General features: G+C 48.3%; 19 protein-coding genes and 1 pseudogene. 7 read left to right on the top strand and 13 right to left on the bottom strand.

The window, feature by feature from the left end; all coding sequences use genetic code 11:
- Together DK430_RS11185 and DK430_RS11180 are read left to right on the top strand one after the other, a co-directional pair.
- Positions 1-435: pseudogene (locus tag DK430_RS11185) on the top strand (poly-beta-1,6-N-acetyl-D-glucosamine synthase); the annotation flags it as partial.
- Between the two features lie 2 nt (positions 436-437).
- Positions 438-731 carry an HmsD gene (locus DK430_RS11180; RefSeq protein ID WP_109079139.1) on the top strand — a complete coding sequence of 98 codons (294 nt, stop codon included), beginning with the start codon at positions 438-440 and terminating at the stop codon, positions 729-731.
- A gap of 125 nt (positions 732-856) precedes the next feature.
- Here the strand turns inward: DK430_RS11180 and uhpC are convergent, their stop codons facing one another.
- Complete coding sequence (uhpC, locus tag DK430_RS11175; protein WP_109079138.1) at positions 857-2,182, bottom strand: MFS transporter family glucose-6-phosphate receptor UhpC; 1,326 nt, start codon at positions 2,180-2,182, stop codon at positions 857-859.
- 171 nt (positions 2,183-2,353) lie between these two features.
- Between uhpC and pdxH the strand changes: the two genes are divergently transcribed.
- Both pdxH and DK430_RS13225 read left to right on the top strand, forming a co-directional pair.
- Complete coding sequence (gene pdxH / locus DK430_RS11170) at positions 2,354-2,986, top strand: pyridoxamine 5'-phosphate oxidase (protein ID WP_109079137.1); 633 nt, start codon at positions 2,354-2,356, stop codon at positions 2,984-2,986.
- Positions 2,959-3,141, top strand: a complete 183-nt coding sequence (locus DK430_RS13225) for a hypothetical protein (RefSeq protein WP_162616842.1) — start codon at positions 2,959-2,961, stop codon at positions 3,139-3,141. Before pdxH ends, DK430_RS13225 begins: the two co-directional genes overlap by 28 nt.
- Here DK430_RS13225 and DK430_RS11160 read toward each other — a convergent pair.
- The 8 genes from DK430_RS11160 to rsmD form a co-directional block, all read right to left on the bottom strand.
- Positions 3,125-4,144, bottom strand: coding sequence for an FRG domain-containing protein (locus DK430_RS11160; protein WP_109079136.1), 1,020 nt, complete (start codon positions 4,142-4,144; stop codon positions 3,125-3,127). The genes DK430_RS13225 and DK430_RS11160 overlap by 17 nt on opposite strands.
- A gap of 2 nt (positions 4,145-4,146) precedes the next feature.
- The gene (locus DK430_RS11155) at positions 4,147-5,457 is read right to left on the bottom strand and encodes an ATP-binding protein (protein ID WP_109079135.1); all 1,311 of its coding nucleotides are present in this window, start codon (positions 5,455-5,457) and stop codon (positions 4,147-4,149) included.
- Positions 5,458-5,657: 200 nt separating this feature from the next.
- Complete coding sequence (locus DK430_RS11150) at positions 5,658-7,112, bottom strand: catalase (protein WP_109079134.1); 1,455 nt, start codon at positions 7,110-7,112, stop codon at positions 5,658-5,660.
- Positions 7,113-7,361: 249 nt separating this feature from the next.
- Complete coding sequence (locus DK430_RS11145) at positions 7,362-8,534, bottom strand: Cof-type HAD-IIB family hydrolase (protein WP_109079133.1); 1,173 nt, start codon at positions 8,532-8,534, stop codon at positions 7,362-7,364.
- Between the two features lie 212 nt (positions 8,535-8,746).
- Entirely contained in the window at positions 8,747-9,583 is an 837-nt protein-coding gene (gene manZ, locus DK430_RS11140) for a PTS mannose transporter subunit IID (RefSeq protein WP_109079132.1), read from the bottom strand.
- Positions 9,584-9,596: 13 nt separating this feature from the next.
- On the bottom strand, positions 9,597-10,394 hold the full coding sequence (locus DK430_RS11135; protein ID WP_109079131.1) for a PTS mannose/fructose/sorbose transporter subunit IIC: 798 nt from the start codon (positions 10,392-10,394) through the stop codon (positions 9,597-9,599).
- Positions 10,395-10,411: 17 nt separating this feature from the next.
- On the bottom strand, positions 10,412-11,389 hold the full coding sequence (locus tag DK430_RS11130; RefSeq protein ID WP_109079130.1) for a mannose/fructose/sorbose PTS transporter subunit IIB: 978 nt from the start codon (positions 11,387-11,389) through the stop codon (positions 10,412-10,414).
- A 275-nt stretch (positions 11,390-11,664) separates the two neighbouring features.
- Positions 11,665-12,249, bottom strand: a complete 585-nt coding sequence (gene rsmD / locus DK430_RS11125) for a 16S rRNA (guanine(966)-N(2))-methyltransferase RsmD (protein ID WP_109079129.1) — start codon at positions 12,247-12,249, stop codon at positions 11,665-11,667.
- Positions 12,250-12,324: 75 nt separating this feature from the next.
- Here rsmD and ftsY point away from each other — a divergent pair, with 75 nt between their 5' ends.
- The 3 genes from ftsY to ftsX are packed head-to-tail and all read left to right on the top strand — an operon-like array spanning position 12,325 to position 15,403.
- Positions 12,325-13,773 (top strand): signal recognition particle-docking protein FtsY, encoded by a 1,449-nt coding sequence (gene ftsY / locus DK430_RS11120; RefSeq protein WP_109079142.1) that lies wholly within the window; start codon positions 12,325-12,327, stop codon positions 13,771-13,773.
- Between the two features lie 38 nt (positions 13,774-13,811).
- Entirely contained in the window at positions 13,812-14,462 is a 651-nt protein-coding gene (gene ftsE / locus DK430_RS11115; protein WP_109079128.1) for a cell division ATP-binding protein FtsE, read from the top strand.
- 8 nt (positions 14,463-14,470) lie between these two features.
- Positions 14,471-15,403 (top strand): permease-like cell division protein FtsX, encoded by a 933-nt coding sequence (gene ftsX / locus DK430_RS11110; protein WP_109079127.1) that lies wholly within the window; start codon positions 14,471-14,473, stop codon positions 15,401-15,403.
- A gap of 68 nt (positions 15,404-15,471) precedes the next feature.
- Here ftsX and DK430_RS11105 read toward each other — a convergent pair whose 3' ends face one another.
- The 4 genes from DK430_RS11105 to relA form a co-directional block, all read right to left on the bottom strand.
- Positions 15,472-16,131 (bottom strand): DNA alkylation repair protein, encoded by a 660-nt coding sequence (locus tag DK430_RS11105; protein ID WP_109079126.1) that lies wholly within the window; start codon positions 16,129-16,131, stop codon positions 15,472-15,474.
- A gap of 42 nt (positions 16,132-16,173) precedes the next feature.
- Positions 16,174-16,797, bottom strand: a complete 624-nt coding sequence (locus DK430_RS11100; RefSeq protein ID WP_109079125.1) for an HAD family hydrolase — start codon at positions 16,795-16,797, stop codon at positions 16,174-16,176.
- Between the two features lie 112 nt (positions 16,798-16,909).
- Positions 16,910-17,266, bottom strand: coding sequence for a diacylglycerol kinase (locus tag DK430_RS11095; protein ID WP_109079124.1), 357 nt, complete (start codon positions 17,264-17,266; stop codon positions 16,910-16,912).
- 29 nt (positions 17,267-17,295) lie between these two features.
- Positions 17,296-19,527, bottom strand: a complete 2,232-nt coding sequence (gene relA, locus DK430_RS11090) for a GTP diphosphokinase (RefSeq protein ID WP_109079123.1) — start codon at positions 19,525-19,527, stop codon at positions 17,296-17,298.
- Positions 19,528-19,532 lie beyond the last annotated feature (5 nt).

Raw genomic sequence — 19,532 nt, 5'->3', positions numbered from 1 at the left:
CGTTTACGTTGGGCGCAGGGTGGCGCGGAAACCATCATGAAATATTTCCCACAGGTCTGGCATTGGCGCAATCGTCGCCTATGGCCGATGTACATTGAATATTTCGTGACGGTCATTTGGGCGGTGCTTTGGGTGCTGTTCGCCATCGTTACCTTGGCGCAAAAATTCATTTTCGGCATTGATATTGAAAATATCGGGCTGTTTGAAACCAATATTTCCATTATGTTCTTTGCCTTCTTTTTACAGTGTTTGTTAAGTTTATATATCGACTCACGCTATGAGCGGGACTTACTACGCTATGGTTTATCCTGTATTTGGTATCCTTACATTTACTGGCTATTAAATACAGTGACATTATTGGTCGGCATCCCGAAAGCGATTTTCCGCAATAAATCGAAATTTGCCGTCTGGACCAGCCCGGACAGAGGAGTATAGCCATGTCGTCGTCAGATGAATTACAAAAATTGATGGTGATTGATAAAAGCGATCGCTTATCTTTCAAAATGTTGGTGAAAAACTTTATCCTGGATCTGCTTACTTGGGGGTTATGGATTTACAGTATTGCCTTCATTATCAAATACGCCAAGGGGATTTTTACGCAACCGGTGCTGGAACGCTTTTTCTTCCATGACGTGATTGGAATCATGTTTAGTGTGGCGATTGTCCTTGTTATCGTCACATTCTTTTGGTCAATTATTTCAGCAGGAAGAAGGAGGAGAAAGAAAAAATAAAACCCATACCTTGTTTTTAATTAACCCATTATGGCTTCAAACGCTATAAACACATAACAATACAAAGCAGCATAGATAAAAGTGCGGTCGAAAATCCAAGTGTTTTTTCACCGCACTTTTTGTCTTTACGCTTTTGCGTTATTTTTACGGCGTTGTAAGAAATACACCAACACGAGCAACAAGGCACAGCCTAAGGATACAATGAACAGGCTGCCGAAGAAGCCGTTCCAGTGTAAGGTTTTAATAATCCACGCCAACGGCACACCGGCGGCAGCTGCGCCGATATAGGCGAACAAGCTCACAAAGCCGGTGGCGGAGCCGGAGGCATATTTGTGGGAGTTTTCAGCGGCAGCCATGGCAATCAGGAATTGTGGCCCGAAGATGAAGAAGCCCATTAAGAAGAACAGCGTGCTCATCACGAAATAGTTATCGCTTGGAATAAACCACAAGGCGAGGGATACGGAGATGATGCCCAACACATAAATAATGTTCATTTGCGTACGGTTGCCGTGGAAGAATTTATCGGAACCCCAACCGGCAAATAACGCACCTAAGAACCCGCCGACTTCAAAGAAAGACACTGCCGCGTTGGCTTTGAGTAAATCGTAGCCGTGGGTTTCCGTTAAATATAAATTGCCCCAGTCGTTAATGCCCGTGCGAATCATGTAAATAAAACACCAAGAGAACGCAAGCGCCCAAATAATGGTATTTTTGAACACGTAGGTTTTCAGAATTTCCCAGTTGGACAAACCCACGCCTTCGCTTTCATGTTCTTTTTCCGCGATGTCGTTACGCCATTCACCCACCGTCGGCAAACCCATGGAAGCCGGGCGGTCGCGCAACAGGAAGCAGAGCGCGAAACCGATTACACAGGCGATAATCCCCGGCACGATCATGCCGTAGCGCCAGCCCCAATAGAGCGTCACCGCACCGGCGAGCAACGGGATCAACGCGCCGCCGAGGTTATGGGAGGTGTTCCAAACCGCCCACCACAAACCTCGCTCATTGCGCGAATACCACGTGTTCAGAATTTTAGAACAAGGCGGCCAGCCCCAGCCTTGGAAAAACGCATTAATCATCCAAAGGGTGATGAACATAAACACCGAAGAGCTCATACCGAACAGAATGTTTACCACGCCGGTCATCATTAAACCGATCCCCATAAAATAGCGCGGATTCGAGCGGTCGCCCAACACGCCCGATAAGAATTTCGACACGCCGTAAGTCAAATAAAACGCCGTTCCCATGATCCCGATATCGGTTTTTTGCAACCCCAAATCCGTCAACATCGCCGGCATCACGAAGTTAAAACTCTTGCGCGTAAAATAAAACACCGCATAGCCGATATAACTGGTGATCATCAGGTGCATACGCCAATAGCGGTACGTTTTGTCGATTTCTTCCTTGCTTTTCGTCACCGGCAAATCCGGCGGGACACTAAAAATACCCATCGTCTTCTCCTTATTTTTTGTGATTTAAATAACAAAACTTATTTTGGTTAGCATAGTACAAAATAAATGTTAAAAAAGTGACATTTGTCACAGATAGCAAAATCCCTTATTACCCATGGGCGTATTTTGTTATAGTGTGACAGTGCCAAGGCAAATCAATAAGGAGAGACAATGGACTTACATAACATTCGCGAAGAATACCGCAAAAAAGTGCTGTCGCAACGGGAATGTCGCCCCAATCCCATCACGCAATTTGAACATTGGCTGGAGGACGCCATCAAAGCGCAGGTCAACGAACCCACGGCGATGAACCTCGCCACCGTCAACGAAGACGGGAGACCAAGCAGTCGCATGGTGCTATTAAAAGAAGTGAACGCGCAGGGTTTTGTGTTTTTCACCAACTACCACAGCCGCAAAGGGCGCGCCATCGAACAACAGCCTTTCGTCGCCTTAACTTTCTTCTGGCCGGAACTGGAACGCTCCGTACGCATTGAAGGCAAAGCGGAAAAAATCCCCGCCGAACAATCCGACGCCTATTTCGCCAGCCGCCCTTACACCAGCCGCGTCGGCGCCTGGGCAAGCGAACAAAGTGCGGTCATTTCCGGCTACAAATCCTTACTTGCCAAAGCCGCCCTCATCGCCGCCCAACACCCCCTCAACGTCCCCCGCCCGGAACACTGGGGCGGCTACCTCGTCACCCCCGACCGCATCGAATTCTGGCAAGGCAGACCCAGCCGCCTACATGACCGTATCTGTTATCTGTTGGAAAACGGAGAATGGAAAAACGTGAGATTGTCACCGTAAAAACGTTGGAAAAAATCACCGCACTTTTTGGGGAAAGTGCGGTGGGATTTTTAGGTGTTTTTGATGTTGTTTTGATAGCGCCAGCGTCTACGCTGGTGTTTGGGGAGTTGGCACAAGCGAAGGACGCTTGCGCCAGCATTAGATATTATATTTAGATACTATTTCTGTGGCTTGTTTCTCTAATTCAGGGAATAGTGTTTGGGTGCTAACCCCAAATAATTCCAACTCTTTTATGATATTTTCTTTGTTTCTTATAATAAATTTTTGTTTACCGGATTTTCTAATCCATTCATTGGGAATTGAGGGCGGTGTCAATTTATTATGATTCATCCCATACAATAAAAAGCATCCTTGCTGCCTTACGATTCTTGCATTATTTAATTTTGCTTTTACACAAAGTATCTTATTAAAATCCTTATGATTAATAACAGGTCTAAAACTTGGCTTATCTGCTCTAATATCGTGAGTTAACGCCAGTATTTCTTTTTGCTCATTAAAAGAATTTAAAAAGGCATTTTCTCCCTCTTCCTTAGATGCAGCGAAAATGAGATCTTCATAATCATTCTGACTCATATTAATTTCATGACCAATACTAGATAATGTATCTTTAAATTTTTTAAAATTCTTAAGGCGCTCATAATTGTTCATGACATATTCGGACTCTTTCATTCTTTGAGTTATCGATGCATTATTTGTGCAATCTTTAATATTGAAATCATTGGGTCGTATGCTAATAGCAGATAATATTGAGACCGTATCACTATCTGAATACTTAATGTATTCATTTGGAATATCTAAGATAATTAATTCACCATCTTTATTATGATGTGATGTTTCTACACACGCAAAATACAGCGCAACTAAGGCATTGGTAGTTAAATCAAGCAATCTTGTTTTACAGCCATAATGTTGTAATTTAACTAATTTTTCAAAAAGAGTATCACTTGGTAAAAAATCATCAGGACAGCTTGTGAATGTGTCTTTTATAATTTTATCTTCATTTCTAATAAGATTTGGACTGCGAAAAATACTTGGTTGTATTTTCCAGCTCTTATCAGCTTGTCCACGGAAAAAACGCATTTTACCTTGCTCTGGATTTCCAAGTTGATTAAGTATTTGTATTAAATCACTAACATTATTAATAATATATTTTTTCATATTTATTCTCTGAAAATAGTCTTTTTTATAAATTGTACCCCATACAACGGCACATTCACCACCCAATCCTGCTCCTTATAATCCGCCATGGAAAACCGTAAGGCGCGTTTCGGTTGGAATTGATCTACATAGACTTTCAAACTTTTGGCTTTGAGGTTTTCTTCGGCTTTCACTTCGATTGGAGTGATGTCCTGCCCTTGTTGCAGCACAAAATCCACTTCTGCCGTGCCTTTTTCCGTCGCCCAGTAGAACACGGGATTGTCTTGTAGCACGAGGAGTTGTTGCAGAACATATTGTTCCGTGAGCGCACCTTTGAATTCGGTAAAGAGACGATTGCCTTCCAATAACACGGTCGGGTCTAAATAGCTTTGCGCGGCGAGCAAGCCCACATCCAGGCTGAATAATTTGAACGCATTGTCTTGATAGGCGGTGAGCGGTAAATGCGGTTTTTTAATGCGCGGCACGGCGTGCACCAAACCGCTGTCTTTCAGACATTGCAGGGCGATTTCGTAATCCTTGCTGCGCGCGCCTTTTTGCAGTTGGGAATAGACGAATTTTTTATTTTCTTTCGCCAGTTGTTCCGGAATGCTGTTCCATAGTGCACGCACCCGTTGCACTGTTTGTCCGTCGCGAATATGTTTGGAAAAATCCTGTTCGTATGCCATCAACAAATTACGTTGAATTTGCCGCACTTCGTTCAGGTTCTGGGTTTCCACAAAGGTTTTCACCGCTTCCGGCATCCCGCCCACAAAATAGTATTGACGCAATAAATCAATATAAGCGGATTTCATTGCGCTGATTAACGCCCAATCGCGCATTTCCAGCAATTGCACGAGATCCTGTTTGTCCATGGCAAGTAAAAATTCACGAAAATCCATCGGGTAAATCTGCAGAAAATCCACTTTCCCCACGGGAAAAGACACTTGATGATGCAGTGACACGCCGAGCAATGAACCGGCGGCAACGATATAAAAGTGCGGTGCGTTTTCATAGAAATATTTAAGGGAGGAAAGCGCCTGCGGCACTTCTTGGATTTCATCAAAAATGATCAGCGTATTTTCCGCCTGAATATCCACGCCACTTTCGATCTTCAAACCGAGGATTAAACGATCGATGTTGTAATCGCCCTCAAACAGGGTTTTCATGCGCGGGTTATTGTCGAAGTTAATATAAGCGGTTTGCTCAAAGACTTGCTCGCCGAAATGTTTCATAGCCCAGGTTTTGCCTACTTGCCGTGCGCCTTGAATAATCAATGGCTTACGATTGGGCTTGATTTTCCACTGTTGCAATAAGTCTAAGATATAGCGTTTCATCGTTGATCCTTTCGTTCGATTTTTCGCTATTCTAACGCAGTGATGACATTTTTTCTAAGGAAAAAATGTCATATCACCACATTTTTTCCAACGAAAAAATGCAATCTCACTACACTTTTTCTAAGGAAACTGAAATCTACCTAAAAAAATAACCACACTTTAGGCTGAAAAGTGCGGTCATTTCTCGTGTTAAATTTGAATTAGGCTAATTTGGCGCGGATGGCGTTGGCTAATTCCGTGTTTACCTTCTCAAAGTGTGCCAGTTGACGTTTGACGACGCTTGAATCGGTCACTTCCGCCAGGCTGGCGGCGAAGTTGCCGGCGAGGCGATCACGTTGGGCGGTGTCCATGATGGCGTAAAGTGCTGCCGGTTGTGAGTAGTAGTCTTCGTCGTAGTCGCGGAAGTTGAAGTGCGCGCCTTCGCGTTCCAGTTGCAATGACGGGCCTTGGTCGTGAGTTGGCACGTAGGTGTCAAAGCGGTTCGGGGCATAGTTAGGGTGTGCGCCGCCGTTGTTGTCCACGCGCATTGCGCCGTCGCGATGGGTGGTGTGATACGGGCATTTCGGCGCGTTCACCGGGATTTGGTGGTGATTTACGCCTAAGCGGTAACGTTGCGCGTCTTGATAAGAGAACAAACGTCCTTGCAACATGCGGTCAGGGGAGAAGCCGATGCCCGGCACGTTGTTGTTCGGTGCGAATGCCGCTTGTTCCACTTCGGCAAAATAGTTTTGCGGGTTGCGGTTAAGCTCCAACACGCCCACATCAATCATCGGGTAATCCTTGTGCGGCCACACTTTGGTTAAGTCAAAGCTGTAATTGTGTTTTGCCGCGTCCGCTTCCGGCATGATTTGAATTTGCACGTTCCAGCGCGGGAAATCGCCTTGGGCGATGGCGTCATATAAATCCCGTTGGTTGGATTCACGATCTGCGCCCACCACTTTTTCCGCTTCTGCATTGGTTAAGAATTTATGGCCTTGTTGGGTTTTGAAGTGGAATTTCACCCAGAAACGTTGGTTGTCGGCGTTGATAAAGCTGTAAGTGTGGCTGCCGTAGCCGTTCATGTTGCGGAAACTTGCGGGAATGCCGCGATCGCTAAATAAAATCATAATTTGGTGCATGGATTCCGGATGGTGAGACCAGAAATCCCACGCGGCGGTGGCGTCGCGCAAGTTGGTTTGCGGGTTGCGTTTTTGGGTGTGAATGAAGTCCGGGAATTTGAGCGGGTCGCGAATGAAGAACACCGGTGTGTTGTTGCCCACCAAATCCCAGTTGCCTTGTTCGGTGTAGAATTTTAACGAGAAACCGCGCACATCGCGTTCCGCATCGGCGGCACCGCGTTCGCCGGCAACAGTGGAGAAGCGCAACAGCACGTCAGTTTGTTTGCCTACTTCGCTGAACAGCGCAGCTTTAGTGTATTGGGTGATGTCGTGGGTGACGGTAAACGTACCGAAGGCGGCGGAACCTTTGGCGTGCACCACACGTTCAGGAATGCGCTCACGGGCAAAGTGCGCCAGTTTTTCCTGATACCAGACATCTTGTAACAGTAACGGACCGTGTGCACCGGCGCTCATGGTGTTGTCATTATCCACCACCGGCGCACCGGCAGCGGTAGTTAATGTGGCAGAGCTATGATCAAAAGGGCATTTTGCTGACATAATCGTTTCCTTATTTTTTGAGTAGTAGAGTAAAAAAATATTCGTTTTTTACGGATGATTGATTGGCAAAAATTATAAATGCCGGCAAAAAGTTCTCAATCTATTAAATTGATAATATTTGACGATTGAAAATTCTATATTGATAGTTGAGGTTGATTTTAGACTAGCGGGAAACATGTAAAAAAATAACCGCACTTTAAGCCCAAAGCCCAAAAGTGCGGTTATTTCTCACGATAAATTTTGGAAATCTTATTGCTCAAATTCCCGATTCAGCACCAAAGCGATGCCGTCTGCGTTGTTGTCGGCGGTGACTTCTTTTGCCGCTTGCTTCACGGCATCGGGGGCGTTGCCCATGGCGATGCTTAAGCCTGCGTATTGCAACATATCGAGGTCGTTGAAGTTGTCGCCGAAGGCGATGACTTGCTCGGCGTTGATACCCAGATGTTGCTCCATAAATTGAATGGCTTTGGCTTTGGTGGCGGCGGGGTTCATGATTTCCAAATATTCGTCTTTGGAGCGGTGAATGCTCAAGTGCGGCAGGGCATGTTTCAGCACGGGCTCCACCGTTTGAATGTCTTCCGCGCTGCCCATGACTAATATTTTATGCACTTCCGTGAGGTTGCTCGGCAAGGGCTGGGCAGTTAAGCCGGTAATATCGCTTTCCTGTTTGATCCATTCATTGTTCACATCGTTACAGAACCAATCCAAACCGGCGTAATAGCTGATGGAAAGGTGGGAAAAATCGTCTAACCGTTCATTAAGTTTTTGTAAGTCCTGCGCTTCCAGAATTACGCTGTAAAGTGCGGTCAGATTTTTATCTAAAATTAACGCGCCGCTGTAACAAATCATGCCGTGTTGCGAACCAAGCTGTTCCGTGTAAGGCGTGATGGCGTAAGGCGGACGGGCGGAAACGGGAATAAACGGAACGCCCTGTTTCAGCACGTTTTTGATGGCGTCTTCCGTTTTCGGCGTAATCTGATGTTGGCTGTTGAGTAACGTGCCGTCAATGTCGCTGAACACGGCTTTGTATTGGGGCTTCGGCATCGCGTTTTCCTCCAGTGTGGAGTCGGCGAACTTGAGCAAGCGGGTGAGTTCTTTCTTGCCTTTTTCCGATAACACCTTGTTGTCCTTCAGAATTTGTATGGCGCGCGCCTGAATAAAGCGTACATAATCCACATTTTGTGTTTGCGCGAATTGTTTTTCGGCAAATTGCATCTCCGCAAAATCTTTATTGGCTTGCCCGATAAGCATTTTCTGCCCGATAAGGACGATCAGCGCGATGGCAAGGGCGATCACCGCACCGTAGCCGTTGGTGGGATAGTAAAGCATGCCCGCCAGAATGAAAAGTGCGGTCACTAAATTCGATGAATTTTTGATGTAGCCTTCGGCGGGCGGGGCTTTGACGAGATCTTTGAGTTTCATTGAAAATCCGCTGATTGAAGATTGAGTTGATGGACAGATTGATGGCGCGCGTCTTTTGGCTATGGTTATTTAAAAATCTAGTTCTTTGCTCCCTCCGTTTACGGGGGAGCTGCCGCAGGCTGAGGGGGGATTTTGCCCCCTTCCGCCCTTCGGGCACCTTCCCCCGCAAGCAGGGGAAGGCAAGATTATTTAGAAGGCGCGCTAGTTTTAATTTACGCCAACACACCAAAATGGTAGCCGACGATACCCACGCCGAACAGCGCGAAGATGATATACATGGCGTTGATTTTCTTACGTAACAAATACATACACAAGAAAGTGAGTAAGAGTGCCGCCAAGCCCGGGAGCAAGTCGTTTAATACGCTTTGCACGGTGGTGACTACTTCTTCGCCCATTTGGTTTTTATAGCGTGACAGTTCCAACGGGATGTTGATGCTGGTCCATTTCGACACCAGCGAACCCATCACAAAGAGACCGAGGATAGACGCCCCCTGCGTCAGTTTTTGTAGGCGGCCGCCGCCCATGTCGTTGACGATTTCGGTACCTTTCTCGTAGCCGTATTTAAAACCATACCAACGGGTTAAAGCGCGGCAAAGGTTGATACCGATAAAGAACAACAACGGTCCCAGTAAGCTGCCGGTAATGGCCAAGCCTGCGCCGAGCGCCGCCAATACCGGACGTAATGTGCCCCAGAAAATCGGGTCGCCCACACCGGCAAGCGGCCCCATCAGACCGACTTTCACGCCGCTGATTGCCGCGTCGTCAATGTCTTTCGCGCCGTTGGCACGTTCTTGTTCCATCGCCGCCGTTACGCCGATAATGGAAGAGGCAACCCAAGGCTGGGTGTTGAAGAATTCCAAGTGGCGTTTTAACGCTGCCGCTTGGTCTTCTTTTTTGCTGTACAGGCGTTTGATCGCCGGAATCATGGAAACGCAGAAGCCCATTGCCTGCATACGTTCAAAGTTGAATGAACCTAATAAGAAGGTTGAACGCCAGTAGGTGCTGCGAATGTCTTTTTTGGTTAAAGCAAGTTTATTTTGTTCAGTCATGATCTGTTCCTTCTTAAAGTCCTTCAAGTTCATCATCGGCTAATTCGCGTTTTGCCGTGCTTTGTGGCAATGCCGCTTGATTAAAACGCGGGTTTAATTGAATGTAGAGGATTGCCAAGCAAGTACCTAAAATACCCAAGCCCACCAAGTTGTAGCCGGAGAAAGAGGCAATCACGAAGCCCAAGAAGAAGAACGGCATTAACGCACCGGCGCGCATCATGTTGATAACCATGGCATAACCGACCACCACGATAAAGCCCCCGGCGATTTGCAACCCGCGGGTCACTACTTCCGGAATGGAGTTAAGCGCGTGGGTCACGGTGTCTGTGCCTGCCACAAGGGCGACGAAGAATGCCGGAATGGCAACGCGTAAGGCTTGCAGGGAAAGACCGGCGAAGTGACAGAACTCAATGCCGCGGAAATTGGCTTGCGCCGCGTAATCATCGGCTTTGTGTTGCAGGAAGATGGTGAGCGTACGCACAAAAATGGTTAACACCTGACCTGCCGCCGCCACCGGAATGGCGATGGCTAAGGCGCTACCTTTGTCTTGACCGCCTTTGATCACCAAAATCGCCGCGATCACACTGGCGAGCGCCGCATCTGGCGCCATTGCCGCGCCCACGTTCATCCAGCCGAGGGCGACCAATTCTAACGTACCGCCGACGATGATGCCGGTTTCCAAATCACCCAACACCAGCCCGATCAAGGTACAGGCGACCAACGGACGGTGGGTTTGACGTTCGTCCAACACGCTTCCCATACCGCAAATGGCGGCAACCAGCGTGACTAAAATAATTTCCATTGTTGTCATGGTAAATGTTCCTCTAATTAGAATTTAACGGCATCAAGTTCTTTGTGGGTCAACATCACTTTCGGATTGGCAGCCACTTGTTGTAGGCTTAATTCCACGCCTTTATCCAAAAGTTGTTTGAAGGCTTCCACGTCGGTTGGGTTGACGGCAACCGCTTGGGAAAGCAATTTATTGCCTTCGCGGTAAGTCATACCGCCCACATTGACTTTGTCGATTTTCACACCGCCGTCAATTAAACGCACGATGTCGGACGGATTGGTGACCAACCACAGAATATTTTTGCCCGCGTATTTCGGGTTGTGATACACCTTGATGGCTTTCTCCACAGGAATCACATAGGCTTTCAAATGCGGCGGGGCGACTTGAAGTAACAAATCGCGACGCAACGGATCGTTCGCCACATCATCGTTCACCGCAAAAATCGCTTCGCATTTCACCGCTTTCGCCCAAGATGTCGCCACTTGACCGTGAATCAAACGGCTGTCGATACGCAGTAAAGAAATGTTCATATTGCCGGAAAGTGCGGTCGGTTTTGCCGGTGTTTTTTCCGTTTCGGCAGGTTTGGCGGCGGGCGCCGGTGCGGAGGCAGGTTGAGGGGCTTCTTTTGGTTGACGGAAAGATTTCACTGCCGCAACGCCCACTTCTTTGGCGGTTTCCACCAATTCCGGTAGGCTCGCGCCGTCTTTCGCATCCAACACTTCCAACAACATCGGCAAGCTGATACCGGTGACGATGTCCGTATTTTCGCGCCCGGTGGCGACCCGCGCCGCCGCGTTATACGGGCTTCCGCCGAATAAGTCCACCAAAAACAGCACCGGCTCGTTTTCCGGCAAGGTGGCGATAATGGCGTTGTATTTCTCCACCAAATGCTCACCGCCTTCGCCAGGCAGGAAGGTGACAACATGGCAGTTTTCATCTTCGCCAAACACCATTGCGGCGGAATTGACGATTTCTTCCGAAAACTTACCGTGCGTTGCAACGATAATGTGGGTCATTCAAACCTCCTTTAAGTTATTGTAAAAATTAGACGTTTGAATCGTTTCAGCGAAAAATTCAAAACGGTCGCAAACGTTTGCATGATGGCTAAGTGTATTCATTTGATGAAAGTCGTCAAATAGAGAGTTTAAAAATCGTGATCATGATCAACAAGTACGATGAGTTGACGGCATGAAAAACAACAGGTTGCGGGCAAGATGTTATTTTATATGGGGGAATTTTAAGAAGTTGTTATAAAAAGAGGCGAAAAAACAACCGCACTTGCTTAAGTCTTTCATTCCGCCTGATACAACCGATAGCTTACTTGCCCGCTGTCTTTTTCTTTTAATAAACGCCAGCTTTGCGGCACCTTCGCCACTTTGCCTTTTTCCGTTTCCACATAAATCAGGGCTTGCGGGCGCAACCAATTATTCTGCGCCAACAGGGCAACGGCTTGTTCGGCAAGGTCGAAATGGAACGGAGGGTCAAGGAATACCACATCAAAGTGCGGTTGATTTTGCGGATGATTTAAAAACGCCAGGCTGTTTTGATTCACCACTTGGGCGCGGTCGGCACATTTCAGGGTTTGAATGTTTTTGCTTAATTGTTGCGCCACGGCTTTTTCCAATTCCAGAAAGGTGACTTTCTCTGCTTGGCGCGAAAGGGCCTCAAAGCCGAGAGAACCGCTACCGGCAAAACAATCCAAACAGTCGCTGCCCGCGATATAAGGCATCAGCCAGTTAAACAGGGTTTCTTTTACGCGGTCGCCGGTCGGGCGTAAGCCTTGCGAGGATAGTACCGGCAATTTTCGCCCGCGCCATAATCCGGCGATAATGCGTACCTCGCCTTTCGTGCCTTGTGGAATTGTTGCTTTTTTCATATAAATCGGAAAATTACGCGTTTTTTTGCTAGAATGGGCGGCATTTTATCAAGTTTAAACAAGAGTGGGCAATTTATGTCGGATGAAAAGAAAAAAGGCGGATTTTGGTCTTGGTTCGGATTAGGCAAAAATAAGCAGGAAGAATCAACAGAAGCGGAACCAAAAGAACAAGCATCGCCGGAACAACTTCCCAACGAACCTGAAGCGCAAGACGCAGGACAAGAAACGGCGGAAAAAAACACCGCACTTTTAGATGAAGCAGAGACCGAAAATACACCAACGGATACATCGATGGCGCACGCTTCACAGCGTGTGCCTGAACCCACTGACATTCAACCTGAAATAGCTCAACCCGAAGAAGATACGGCACACGCTGTGAAGCGTGCGCCATCAGTCGAGCTTGCACCATCGGATGAGCCGACTCAATCTATTGAAGAAACATCGGAAAATCCGACCGCACTTTTAGACACTGAAGCGGAAGAACCAACGGAAAGTGCGGTGGAAATTCAACATGAATCTGCGCCTGACGCCGAAATTGAATCGCCTGAACAGGAAAGCGCCGTCGCCGACATCGTTGAAACGCAGGAAAAACCAAGCGAAGGCGGTTTTTTCAGTCGGTTACTCAAAGGCTTGGTGAAAACCAAACAAAACATCGGCGCGGGGTTCCGCAGCTTTTTCCTCGGCAAAAAGATCGATGACGAATTGTTCGAAGAGTTGGAGGAACAATTGCTCATCGCCGACATCGGCGTGCCGACCACCACCAAAATTATTAACAATCTCACTCAACACGCCACCCGCCAACAGTTGCAGAACGCCGATGCCTTGTATCAGCAATTAAAACTGGAAATGGGCGAAATTTTAAAACCGGTGGCGCAACTGTTACACATCGACGGTTCTAAAAAGCCTTATGTGATCCTCATGGTGGGCGTGAACGGCGTGGGTAAAACCACTACTATCGGCAAATTGGCGCGCAAATTCCAGATGGAAGGCAAATCCGTCATGCTGGCGGCGGGCGACACCTTCCGTGCGGCGGCGGTAGAGCAGTTGCAAGTGTGGGGCGAACGCAATCACATCCCGGTGGTGGCGCAAAGCACCGGTTCCGATTCTGCTTCAGTGATTTTCGACGCCATGCAATCGGCGGCGGCACGCAATATCGATATTCTCATCGCCGACACCGCCGGCCGTCTGCAAAATAAAAATAACTTGATGGACGAGCTGAAAAAAATCGTCCGCGTGATGAAAAAATACGATGAAAGCGCCCCGCATGAAATCATGCTCACGCTGGATGCCGGCACCGGTCAAAACGCCATCAGCCAAGCCAAATTATTCCATGAAGCGGTGGGCTTAACCGGCATTAGTCTAACCAAACTGGACGGTACCGCCAAAGGCGGCGTGATTTTCGCCATCGCCGACCAATTCAACCTGCCGATTCGCTACATCGGCGTGGGCGAAAAAATTGAAGATTTACGCGAGTTCAACGCAGAAGAATTTATTGAGGCTTTATTTGCTCATGAAGAGGAATAAAGTGCGGTTAAAAAGTAAAGTGTTTTTAGAGAAGAAAAATGATTCGATTTGCAAATGTGAGTAAAGCTTATATGGGCGGCAAGCCTGCCCTGCAAGGGTTAAGCTTTCATTTACCGGTGGGTAGCATGACCTACCTGGTGGGGCATTCCGGCGCAGGGAAAAGTACCCTGCTGAAATTAATTATGGGCATGGAGCGCGCCAACGGCGGGCAGATTTGGTTTAACGGGCATGACATCACCCGCTTATCCCGTCATGAAGTGCCGTTTTTGCGCCGTCAAATTGGCATGGTGCATCAGGATTATCGCCTGTTGCCCGATCGTTCGGTGTTGGGCAACGTGGCATTGCCGTTGATTATTGCCGGACAAAACCCGAAAGACGCCAATAGTCGCGCCTTGGCTGCATTGGATCGGGTAGGGTTGCGTGACCGCGCCAATCATCTGCCGGCGCATTTATCCGGTGGGGAACAGCAGCGTATCGATATTGCCCGCGCGGTGGTGCATAAGCCGCAACTTTTGTTGGCGGATGAACCAACGGGTAACTTGGATAGCGCGCTATCCTTGGAAATTTTCAATTTATTTGAAGAATTCAATCGCCTTGGCATGACAGTGTTAATCGCGACTCATGACATCGGCATCGTGCAACAAAAACCGAAACCTTGCTTGGTGCTCGAGCAAGGCTATTTACGCTAGGAGGCAACATGAGTGTTCGTATGGGTTTCCCTTTTGGCGTGCAAAGCGCCTATGTGTTGCGTGCGGTGCTGGCGGATTTGTTGAAACGCAAGTTTGCTACGCTGTTGACGGTGTTGGTGATTGCTGTGTCGTTAACCATTCCAACGGTGAGTTACTTACTTTGGAAAAATATCCATCATGCTACCACGCAGTTTTATCCGGAAAGTGAACTGACGGTCTATTTGCATAAAAATCTGTCGGAAGACGACGCCAATTTAGTGGTGGAAAAAATCCGCCAGCAGGAAGGCGTGGAGTCGCTGAATTACATTTCACGTCAGGAAAGTTTGAACGAATTCCGCCACTGGTCGGGCTTTAGTGAAGAACTGGATGTGTTGGACGACAACCCGCTGCCGGCAGTGGTGATGATCAAACCGACCAAAGCCTTTAACGAATCACAAAAACGCAATGAATTGCGGGAAACCTTAGACAAAATCAAAGGCGTGCAGGAAGTGCGCTTGGATAACGACTGGCTGGAAAAACTCACCGCGCTCACCTGGCTAGTGGCACATGTGGCGATTTTCTGTACGGTGTTGATGGCGGTTGCGGTCTTTTTGGTTATCGGCAACAGCATTCGCGCCGACGTTTACAGCAATCAAGCGAACATTGAAGTGATGAAATTACTCGGCGCCACCGACCAATTCATCCTCCGCCCGTTTCTCTATACGGGCATGATTTACGCCGTATTCGGCGGTTTGTTCGCCTGCCTTTTCAGCAGCCTCACCATCGGCTATTTCACCGGCGCGGTGAAATACGTCACCGACATCTTCGCCGTTAGCTTTAATTTAAACGGCTTAGGATTAGTCGAATTTCTTTTCCTGCTTATTGTTTGCACTATCATGGGCTACATCGGCGCTTGGCTATCGGCAACGCGGTATATTCGGGTGTTGGATAAGAAAGGCTAAAAAGAACTGAGGGTAAAAACACAATGAAAAAGGACCGCACTTTTGGTGAAGTGCGGTCCTTTTTTTCCTCATTTCAACCGCTTCAACGCTTCCCTTACACTCAATGGCGCCATTTTTTCTTTGTGTCGTTGCACGAAATCTTTCACCCAATCAGGATTGGTTTTTCCGTATTCGCGCAACGCCCAGCCGATGGCTTTGTTGATGAAAAACGCCGATTGACCGAAATTATTTTGAATCACTTCGCTCAGTAACACCTGATCCGTTTGTTGCTTTAAGGACAGCTGACAGTCAATGGCGACACGTCGCAGCCAGATATTGTCATGTTTGCTCCAGGCGATTAATTGCGGACGGATTTCGGGGAAGTTCAAATAAATGCCGCCGACCACTTTGTCCAACGCATCGACACTGTCCCACCAAGATTTGCGGGTAATTAGCCGCTCAATTCTGCATAAATCCTGTGGCGCGAGCCGCTCGACCGACACATTCAAATAATCCGTGGCAACATATTGCATCTCACGATACGGGCTTTCCCAACAGGCTTCGACAAAATCCCAATCGACAGCCTGTGATTTCGCCTCCTTGAATAACGACTTGCAAAGTTGGCGACGCAACGGCGTAGGGATGCCGAGAAATTCAAATTGGTTTTTCATATACGTCGCCATTTCTACGGCTTTGTCCGGATTCGCAGCATTTTGTAGCAACGTTAAAATCTGTTGTGCCTTTGACATATCAACCTTCTTATGAAAAGTGCGGTTGTTTTTTATGTGTTTTTAGCCGAATTTCACGCCCAACGCGTTCAAATCCTGCTTCAGTTTTTGTGCATTGGTGAATTGTAAGGCGTGTAAGCCGACATTGCGGGCGCCTTCCACGTTGCGCAGGTTGTCGTCGATGAACACGGTGTGTTGCGGGGTGAGGTGATAGCGTTCGATGAGCAGATTGAAAATGCGCGGGTCGGGTTTGATCAGCCGTTCGTAGCCGGACACTAGAATGCCTTCAAATTCACTGAGGAACGGGAACCTTTCTTCGGCGAAGTGGAAGGTTTCGTTCGACCAGTTGGTCAGCGCCAAAATGCGAATGCCGTTGCGTTTGAGCGGCTCGAGCAGGGCGACGGTGTCGTCAATGGTGCCGTTGAGGGTTTCCGTCCAGCGTTCGTGGTAGGCGCGGATTTGTTCGGCATAATGCGGGTGCAGTTTGATGGCTTCGGCAACGCCTTCCGTCCAAGGGCGTCCGGCGTCTTGTTTTTCGTTCCATTCGCTGTTACATACTTCCGCTAAAAATGTTTCCATTTCCGCTTCGTTGCCGAATATTTTGCGGTATAAGTGGCGCGGATTCCAGTCGATCAGAACGCCGCCTAAATCAAAGACGACGGTGTCGATATGTGGTGTGTTGTTCATGTTTGTCTCCTTTTGAGCGCTTAGGCTTTATAGCCCAATATAGAACAAGGCACGCGTTGGGAAACGCGCGCCATCGATATTGCAAAAGTGCGGTCGTTTTGGGCAGCGTTTTTTAGTTAAACAACATCAGCCCCCAAGTGATCACCACGATCACTAGGGCGACGAACACGGCGGCGGAGCCTTGGTCTTTGGCACGGCCGGAGAGTTCGTGGCGTTCGGTGCCGATGCGGTCCACCACGGCTTCGATGGCGCTGTTGAGCAGTTCCACCACCAACACCAGTAATACGGAGCCGATCATCAGGGCGCGTTCGACGGCATTTTCGCCGAGCCATAACGCCAGCGGAATCATGAAAATGCAGCAAAAAAGTTCGTGGCGAAAAGCGGTTTCATATTTGACCGCACTTTTTAAGCCCTTCATGGAATATTGGGTGGATTTGATTAAGTGGGTCAGCCCCGTGGTTTTATCCATTTGATTTTCCTTATTCTTATTTCTTTTTGTTAGAGGCGTTTGGCTTCGATCACGTCATCCAGTTTTTCCAAACGGGATAGGATCTTACTTAACATTTCCACGTTGTTCAGCTCAATTTGCATATCAATGTTTGCCACTTGGCGTTTGCTGTCCGTGTGGGTGGACACGCCGAGTACGCTGATTTTGTCATTCGCCAGTACGGTGGTGATGTCGCGTAACAAGCCGTTGCGGTCGGATGCGACAATGCGAATGTTGAGATGGAAGCCGCTGGAATAATTGTCGCCCCAGCGGGATTCCACCACGCGTTCCGGGTGAGCGGCTTGCAATTCGAGGAATTGATCGCAGTCACAGCGGTGAATAGAAATGCCGCGTCCCATGGTGATGTAGCCGACGATGCTGTCGCCCGGAATCGGTTGGCAGCAGCGAGCGATATGGTGCATGAGGTTGCCAACGCCTTCCACGATAACGCAGTCTTTGCGTTCGGATTTTTGCTGAGAATTGACCGCACTTTTGTTGCTTACATGGCGCAGAATTTCTTCGTCCACTTCCTGCGCGGAAGTTTTGATGAATTTGCTTTGCAGGAAGTTAATCAGCGGGCTGATGCGAATATCGCCGCCGCCGATACCGGCATATAAATCGTCCAGATTTTTCAGGTTATAGCGCGGTAAGGCTTGTTGTTCCACCTGTTTTAAGCTGATGCCCAAACGGTTGATTTCGCTTTCCAGCAATTCTTTGCCCGCCGGGATATTTTTATCGCGATCCTGTTTTTTAAACCACGCGTGAATTTTCGCACGGGATTTCGCCGTGTGGGTAAAGCCAAGGTTCGGGTTTAGCCAGTCGCGGCTTGGGTTCGGGTTTTTCTGGGTGATGATGTCCACCTGATCGCCCATTTGAAGCTGATAAGTGAAAGGCACAATGCGCCCGCCCACTTTGGCGCCGATACAACGATGCCCGATTTCGCTGTGAATGGCGTAGGCGAAATCCAGCGGCGTAGAACCCGTCGGTAAATCCACCACTTCGCCTTTCGGGGTAAACACATAAACACGATCGTCGAACACTTGGCTGCGCAATTCCGCCATGACCTCGCCGGAATCGGTAATATCGTCCTGCCATGCCAACAGTTTGCGCAACCAGGCGATTTTTTCTTCGTAACCGGAACGCCCGGCGGTGGCGCCTTCTTTGTATTTCCAGTGCGCCGCTACGCCAAGTTCGGCGTCATCGTGCATTTGTTGCGTGCGGATTTGCACTTCAATCGGCTTGCCGCCTTTGCCGAGCACCACGGTGTGAATGGATTGATAACCGTTTGGTTTCGGGTTAGCGACATAATCGTCGAATTCTTTCGGCAAGTGTTTGAAATGGGTGTGCACGATGCCAAGTGCGGTGTAACAATCCTGCAATTTTTGGACGATAATGCGCACCGCGCGAACATCATACAAGTCGCTGAATTCTAGATGCTTTTTCTGCATTTTGCGCCAAATGCTGTAAATGTGTTTCGGGCGACCGTACACTTCCACCTGTTTGATGTTTTCCTGTAAGTAACCCGTGAGTTCGGTAACGAAATCGGCGATATATTGTTCGCGGTCGATGCGACGTTCTTGTAATAAATTGGCGATGGCGCGGTATTGTTCCGGATGCAGGTAACGGAAACAGTAATCTTCCAACTCCCATTTGAGCTGTCCGATACCTAAACGATTGGCGAGCGGCGCGTAAATATTGGCGCATTCTTTGGCGGCAAGTACCCGTTGTTCTTCGGTGTAATCGTTATCCACGGCGTCGCGCAGGAAGGCGATACGTTCGGCAAGTTTAATGATGACGCAGCGGAAATCGTCCACCATGGCGAGCAACATACGGCGCACGTTGTCCACTTGCAGGCTGCTGGCGGAATGGGTGACGTTTAGTTGGCGGATGTTGTCCATTTCGATTACGCCTTTCACCAGTTTACTGATATTGGCGCCGAAATCTTCTTCAATTTGGGCAAGATCCACCAGCTGATCGTTCACAATCGGAAATAACATCGCCGTGAGCAGGCTGTCGCCATCCATGTTCAAACTGTGCAGAATTTCCACCATTTCCACGCCGAAAGACAGCAAATGCGCTTCTTCCGCATGGTGCTCGGCACGCAACGCGATTTTTTGCTGCGAATAGTGCCAACAGGCGGTGAGACCGGTTTTGATGTTGTCCGCTACATTTAAGTTAGCGCACCATTGTGCAATCTCAAAATCCTTAGGATTTAATAGATGAGATCCTCTCACAGCGACCATAACGA

The organism is Aggregatibacter kilianii (genome assembly GCF_003129965.1).
In the GTDB taxonomy this organism is placed as follows: Bacteria; Pseudomonadota; Gammaproteobacteria; order Enterobacterales; family Pasteurellaceae; genus Aggregatibacter; species Aggregatibacter kilianii_A.
The sequence above is the reverse complement of the archived record's forward strand: the minus strand, read 5'-3'. Positions and strand labels throughout refer to the sequence as shown.

What these genes read in the sequence shown, in the direction of transcription:
- DK430_RS13225 (WP_162616842.1), top strand. Translation starts at nt 2,959, where the DNA reads ATGGAAAAACGTGAGATTGTCACCGTAAAAACGTTGGAAAAAATCACC.
- ftsE (WP_109079128.1), top strand. Translation starts at nt 13,812, where the DNA reads ATGATTCGATTTGCAAATGTGAGTAAAGCTTATATGGGCGGCAAGCCT.
- DK430_RS11100 (WP_109079125.1), bottom strand. Translation starts at nt 16,797, where the DNA reads ATGAACAACACACCACATATCGACACCGTCGTCTTTGATTTAGGCGGC.
- manZ (WP_109079132.1), bottom strand. Translation starts at nt 9,583, where the DNA reads ATGACTGAACAAAATAAACTTGCTTTAACCAAAAAAGACATTCGCAGC.
- uhpC (WP_109079138.1), bottom strand. Translation starts at nt 2,182, where the DNA reads ATGGGTATTTTTAGTGTCCCGCCGGATTTGCCGGTGACGAAAAGCAAG.
- DK430_RS11135 (WP_109079131.1), bottom strand. Translation starts at nt 10,394, where the DNA reads ATGACAACAATGGAAATTATTTTAGTCACGCTGGTTGCCGCCATTTGC.
- DK430_RS11150 (WP_109079134.1), bottom strand. Translation starts at nt 7,112, where the DNA reads ATGTCAGCAAAATGCCCTTTTGATCATAGCTCTGCCACATTAACTACC.
- DK430_RS11180 (WP_109079139.1), top strand. Translation starts at nt 438, where the DNA reads ATGTCGTCGTCAGATGAATTACAAAAATTGATGGTGATTGATAAAAGC.
- DK430_RS11155 (WP_109079135.1), bottom strand. Translation starts at nt 5,457, where the DNA reads ATGAAACGCTATATCTTAGACTTATTGCAACAGTGGAAAATCAAGCCC.
- ftsY (WP_109079142.1), top strand. Translation starts at nt 12,325, where the DNA reads ATGTCGGATGAAAAGAAAAAAGGCGGATTTTGGTCTTGGTTCGGATTA.
- pdxH (WP_109079137.1), top strand. Translation starts at nt 2,354, where the DNA reads ATGGACTTACATAACATTCGCGAAGAATACCGCAAAAAAGTGCTGTCG.
- DK430_RS11130 (WP_109079130.1), bottom strand. Translation starts at nt 11,389, where the DNA reads ATGACCCACATTATCGTTGCAACGCACGGTAAGTTTTCGGAAGAAATC.
- DK430_RS11145 (WP_109079133.1), bottom strand. Translation starts at nt 8,534, where the DNA reads ATGAAACTCAAAGATCTCGTCAAAGCCCCGCCCGCCGAAGGCTACATC.
- DK430_RS11095 (WP_109079124.1), bottom strand. Translation starts at nt 17,266, where the DNA reads ATGGATAAAACCACGGGGCTGACCCACTTAATCAAATCCACCCAATAT.
- DK430_RS11105 (WP_109079126.1), bottom strand. Translation starts at nt 16,131, where the DNA reads ATGTCAAAGGCACAACAGATTTTAACGTTGCTACAAAATGCTGCGAAT.
- ftsX (WP_109079127.1), top strand. Translation starts at nt 14,471, where the DNA reads ATGAGTGTTCGTATGGGTTTCCCTTTTGGCGTGCAAAGCGCCTATGTG.
- relA (WP_109079123.1), bottom strand. Translation starts at nt 19,527, where the DNA reads ATGGTCGCTGTGAGAGGATCTCATCTATTAAATCCTAAGGATTTTGAG.
- rsmD (WP_109079129.1), bottom strand. Translation starts at nt 12,249, where the DNA reads ATGAAAAAAGCAACAATTCCACAAGGCACGAAAGGCGAGGTACGCATT.
- DK430_RS11160 (WP_109079136.1), bottom strand. Translation starts at nt 4,144, where the DNA reads ATGAAAAAATATATTATTAATAATGTTAGTGATTTAATACAAATACTT.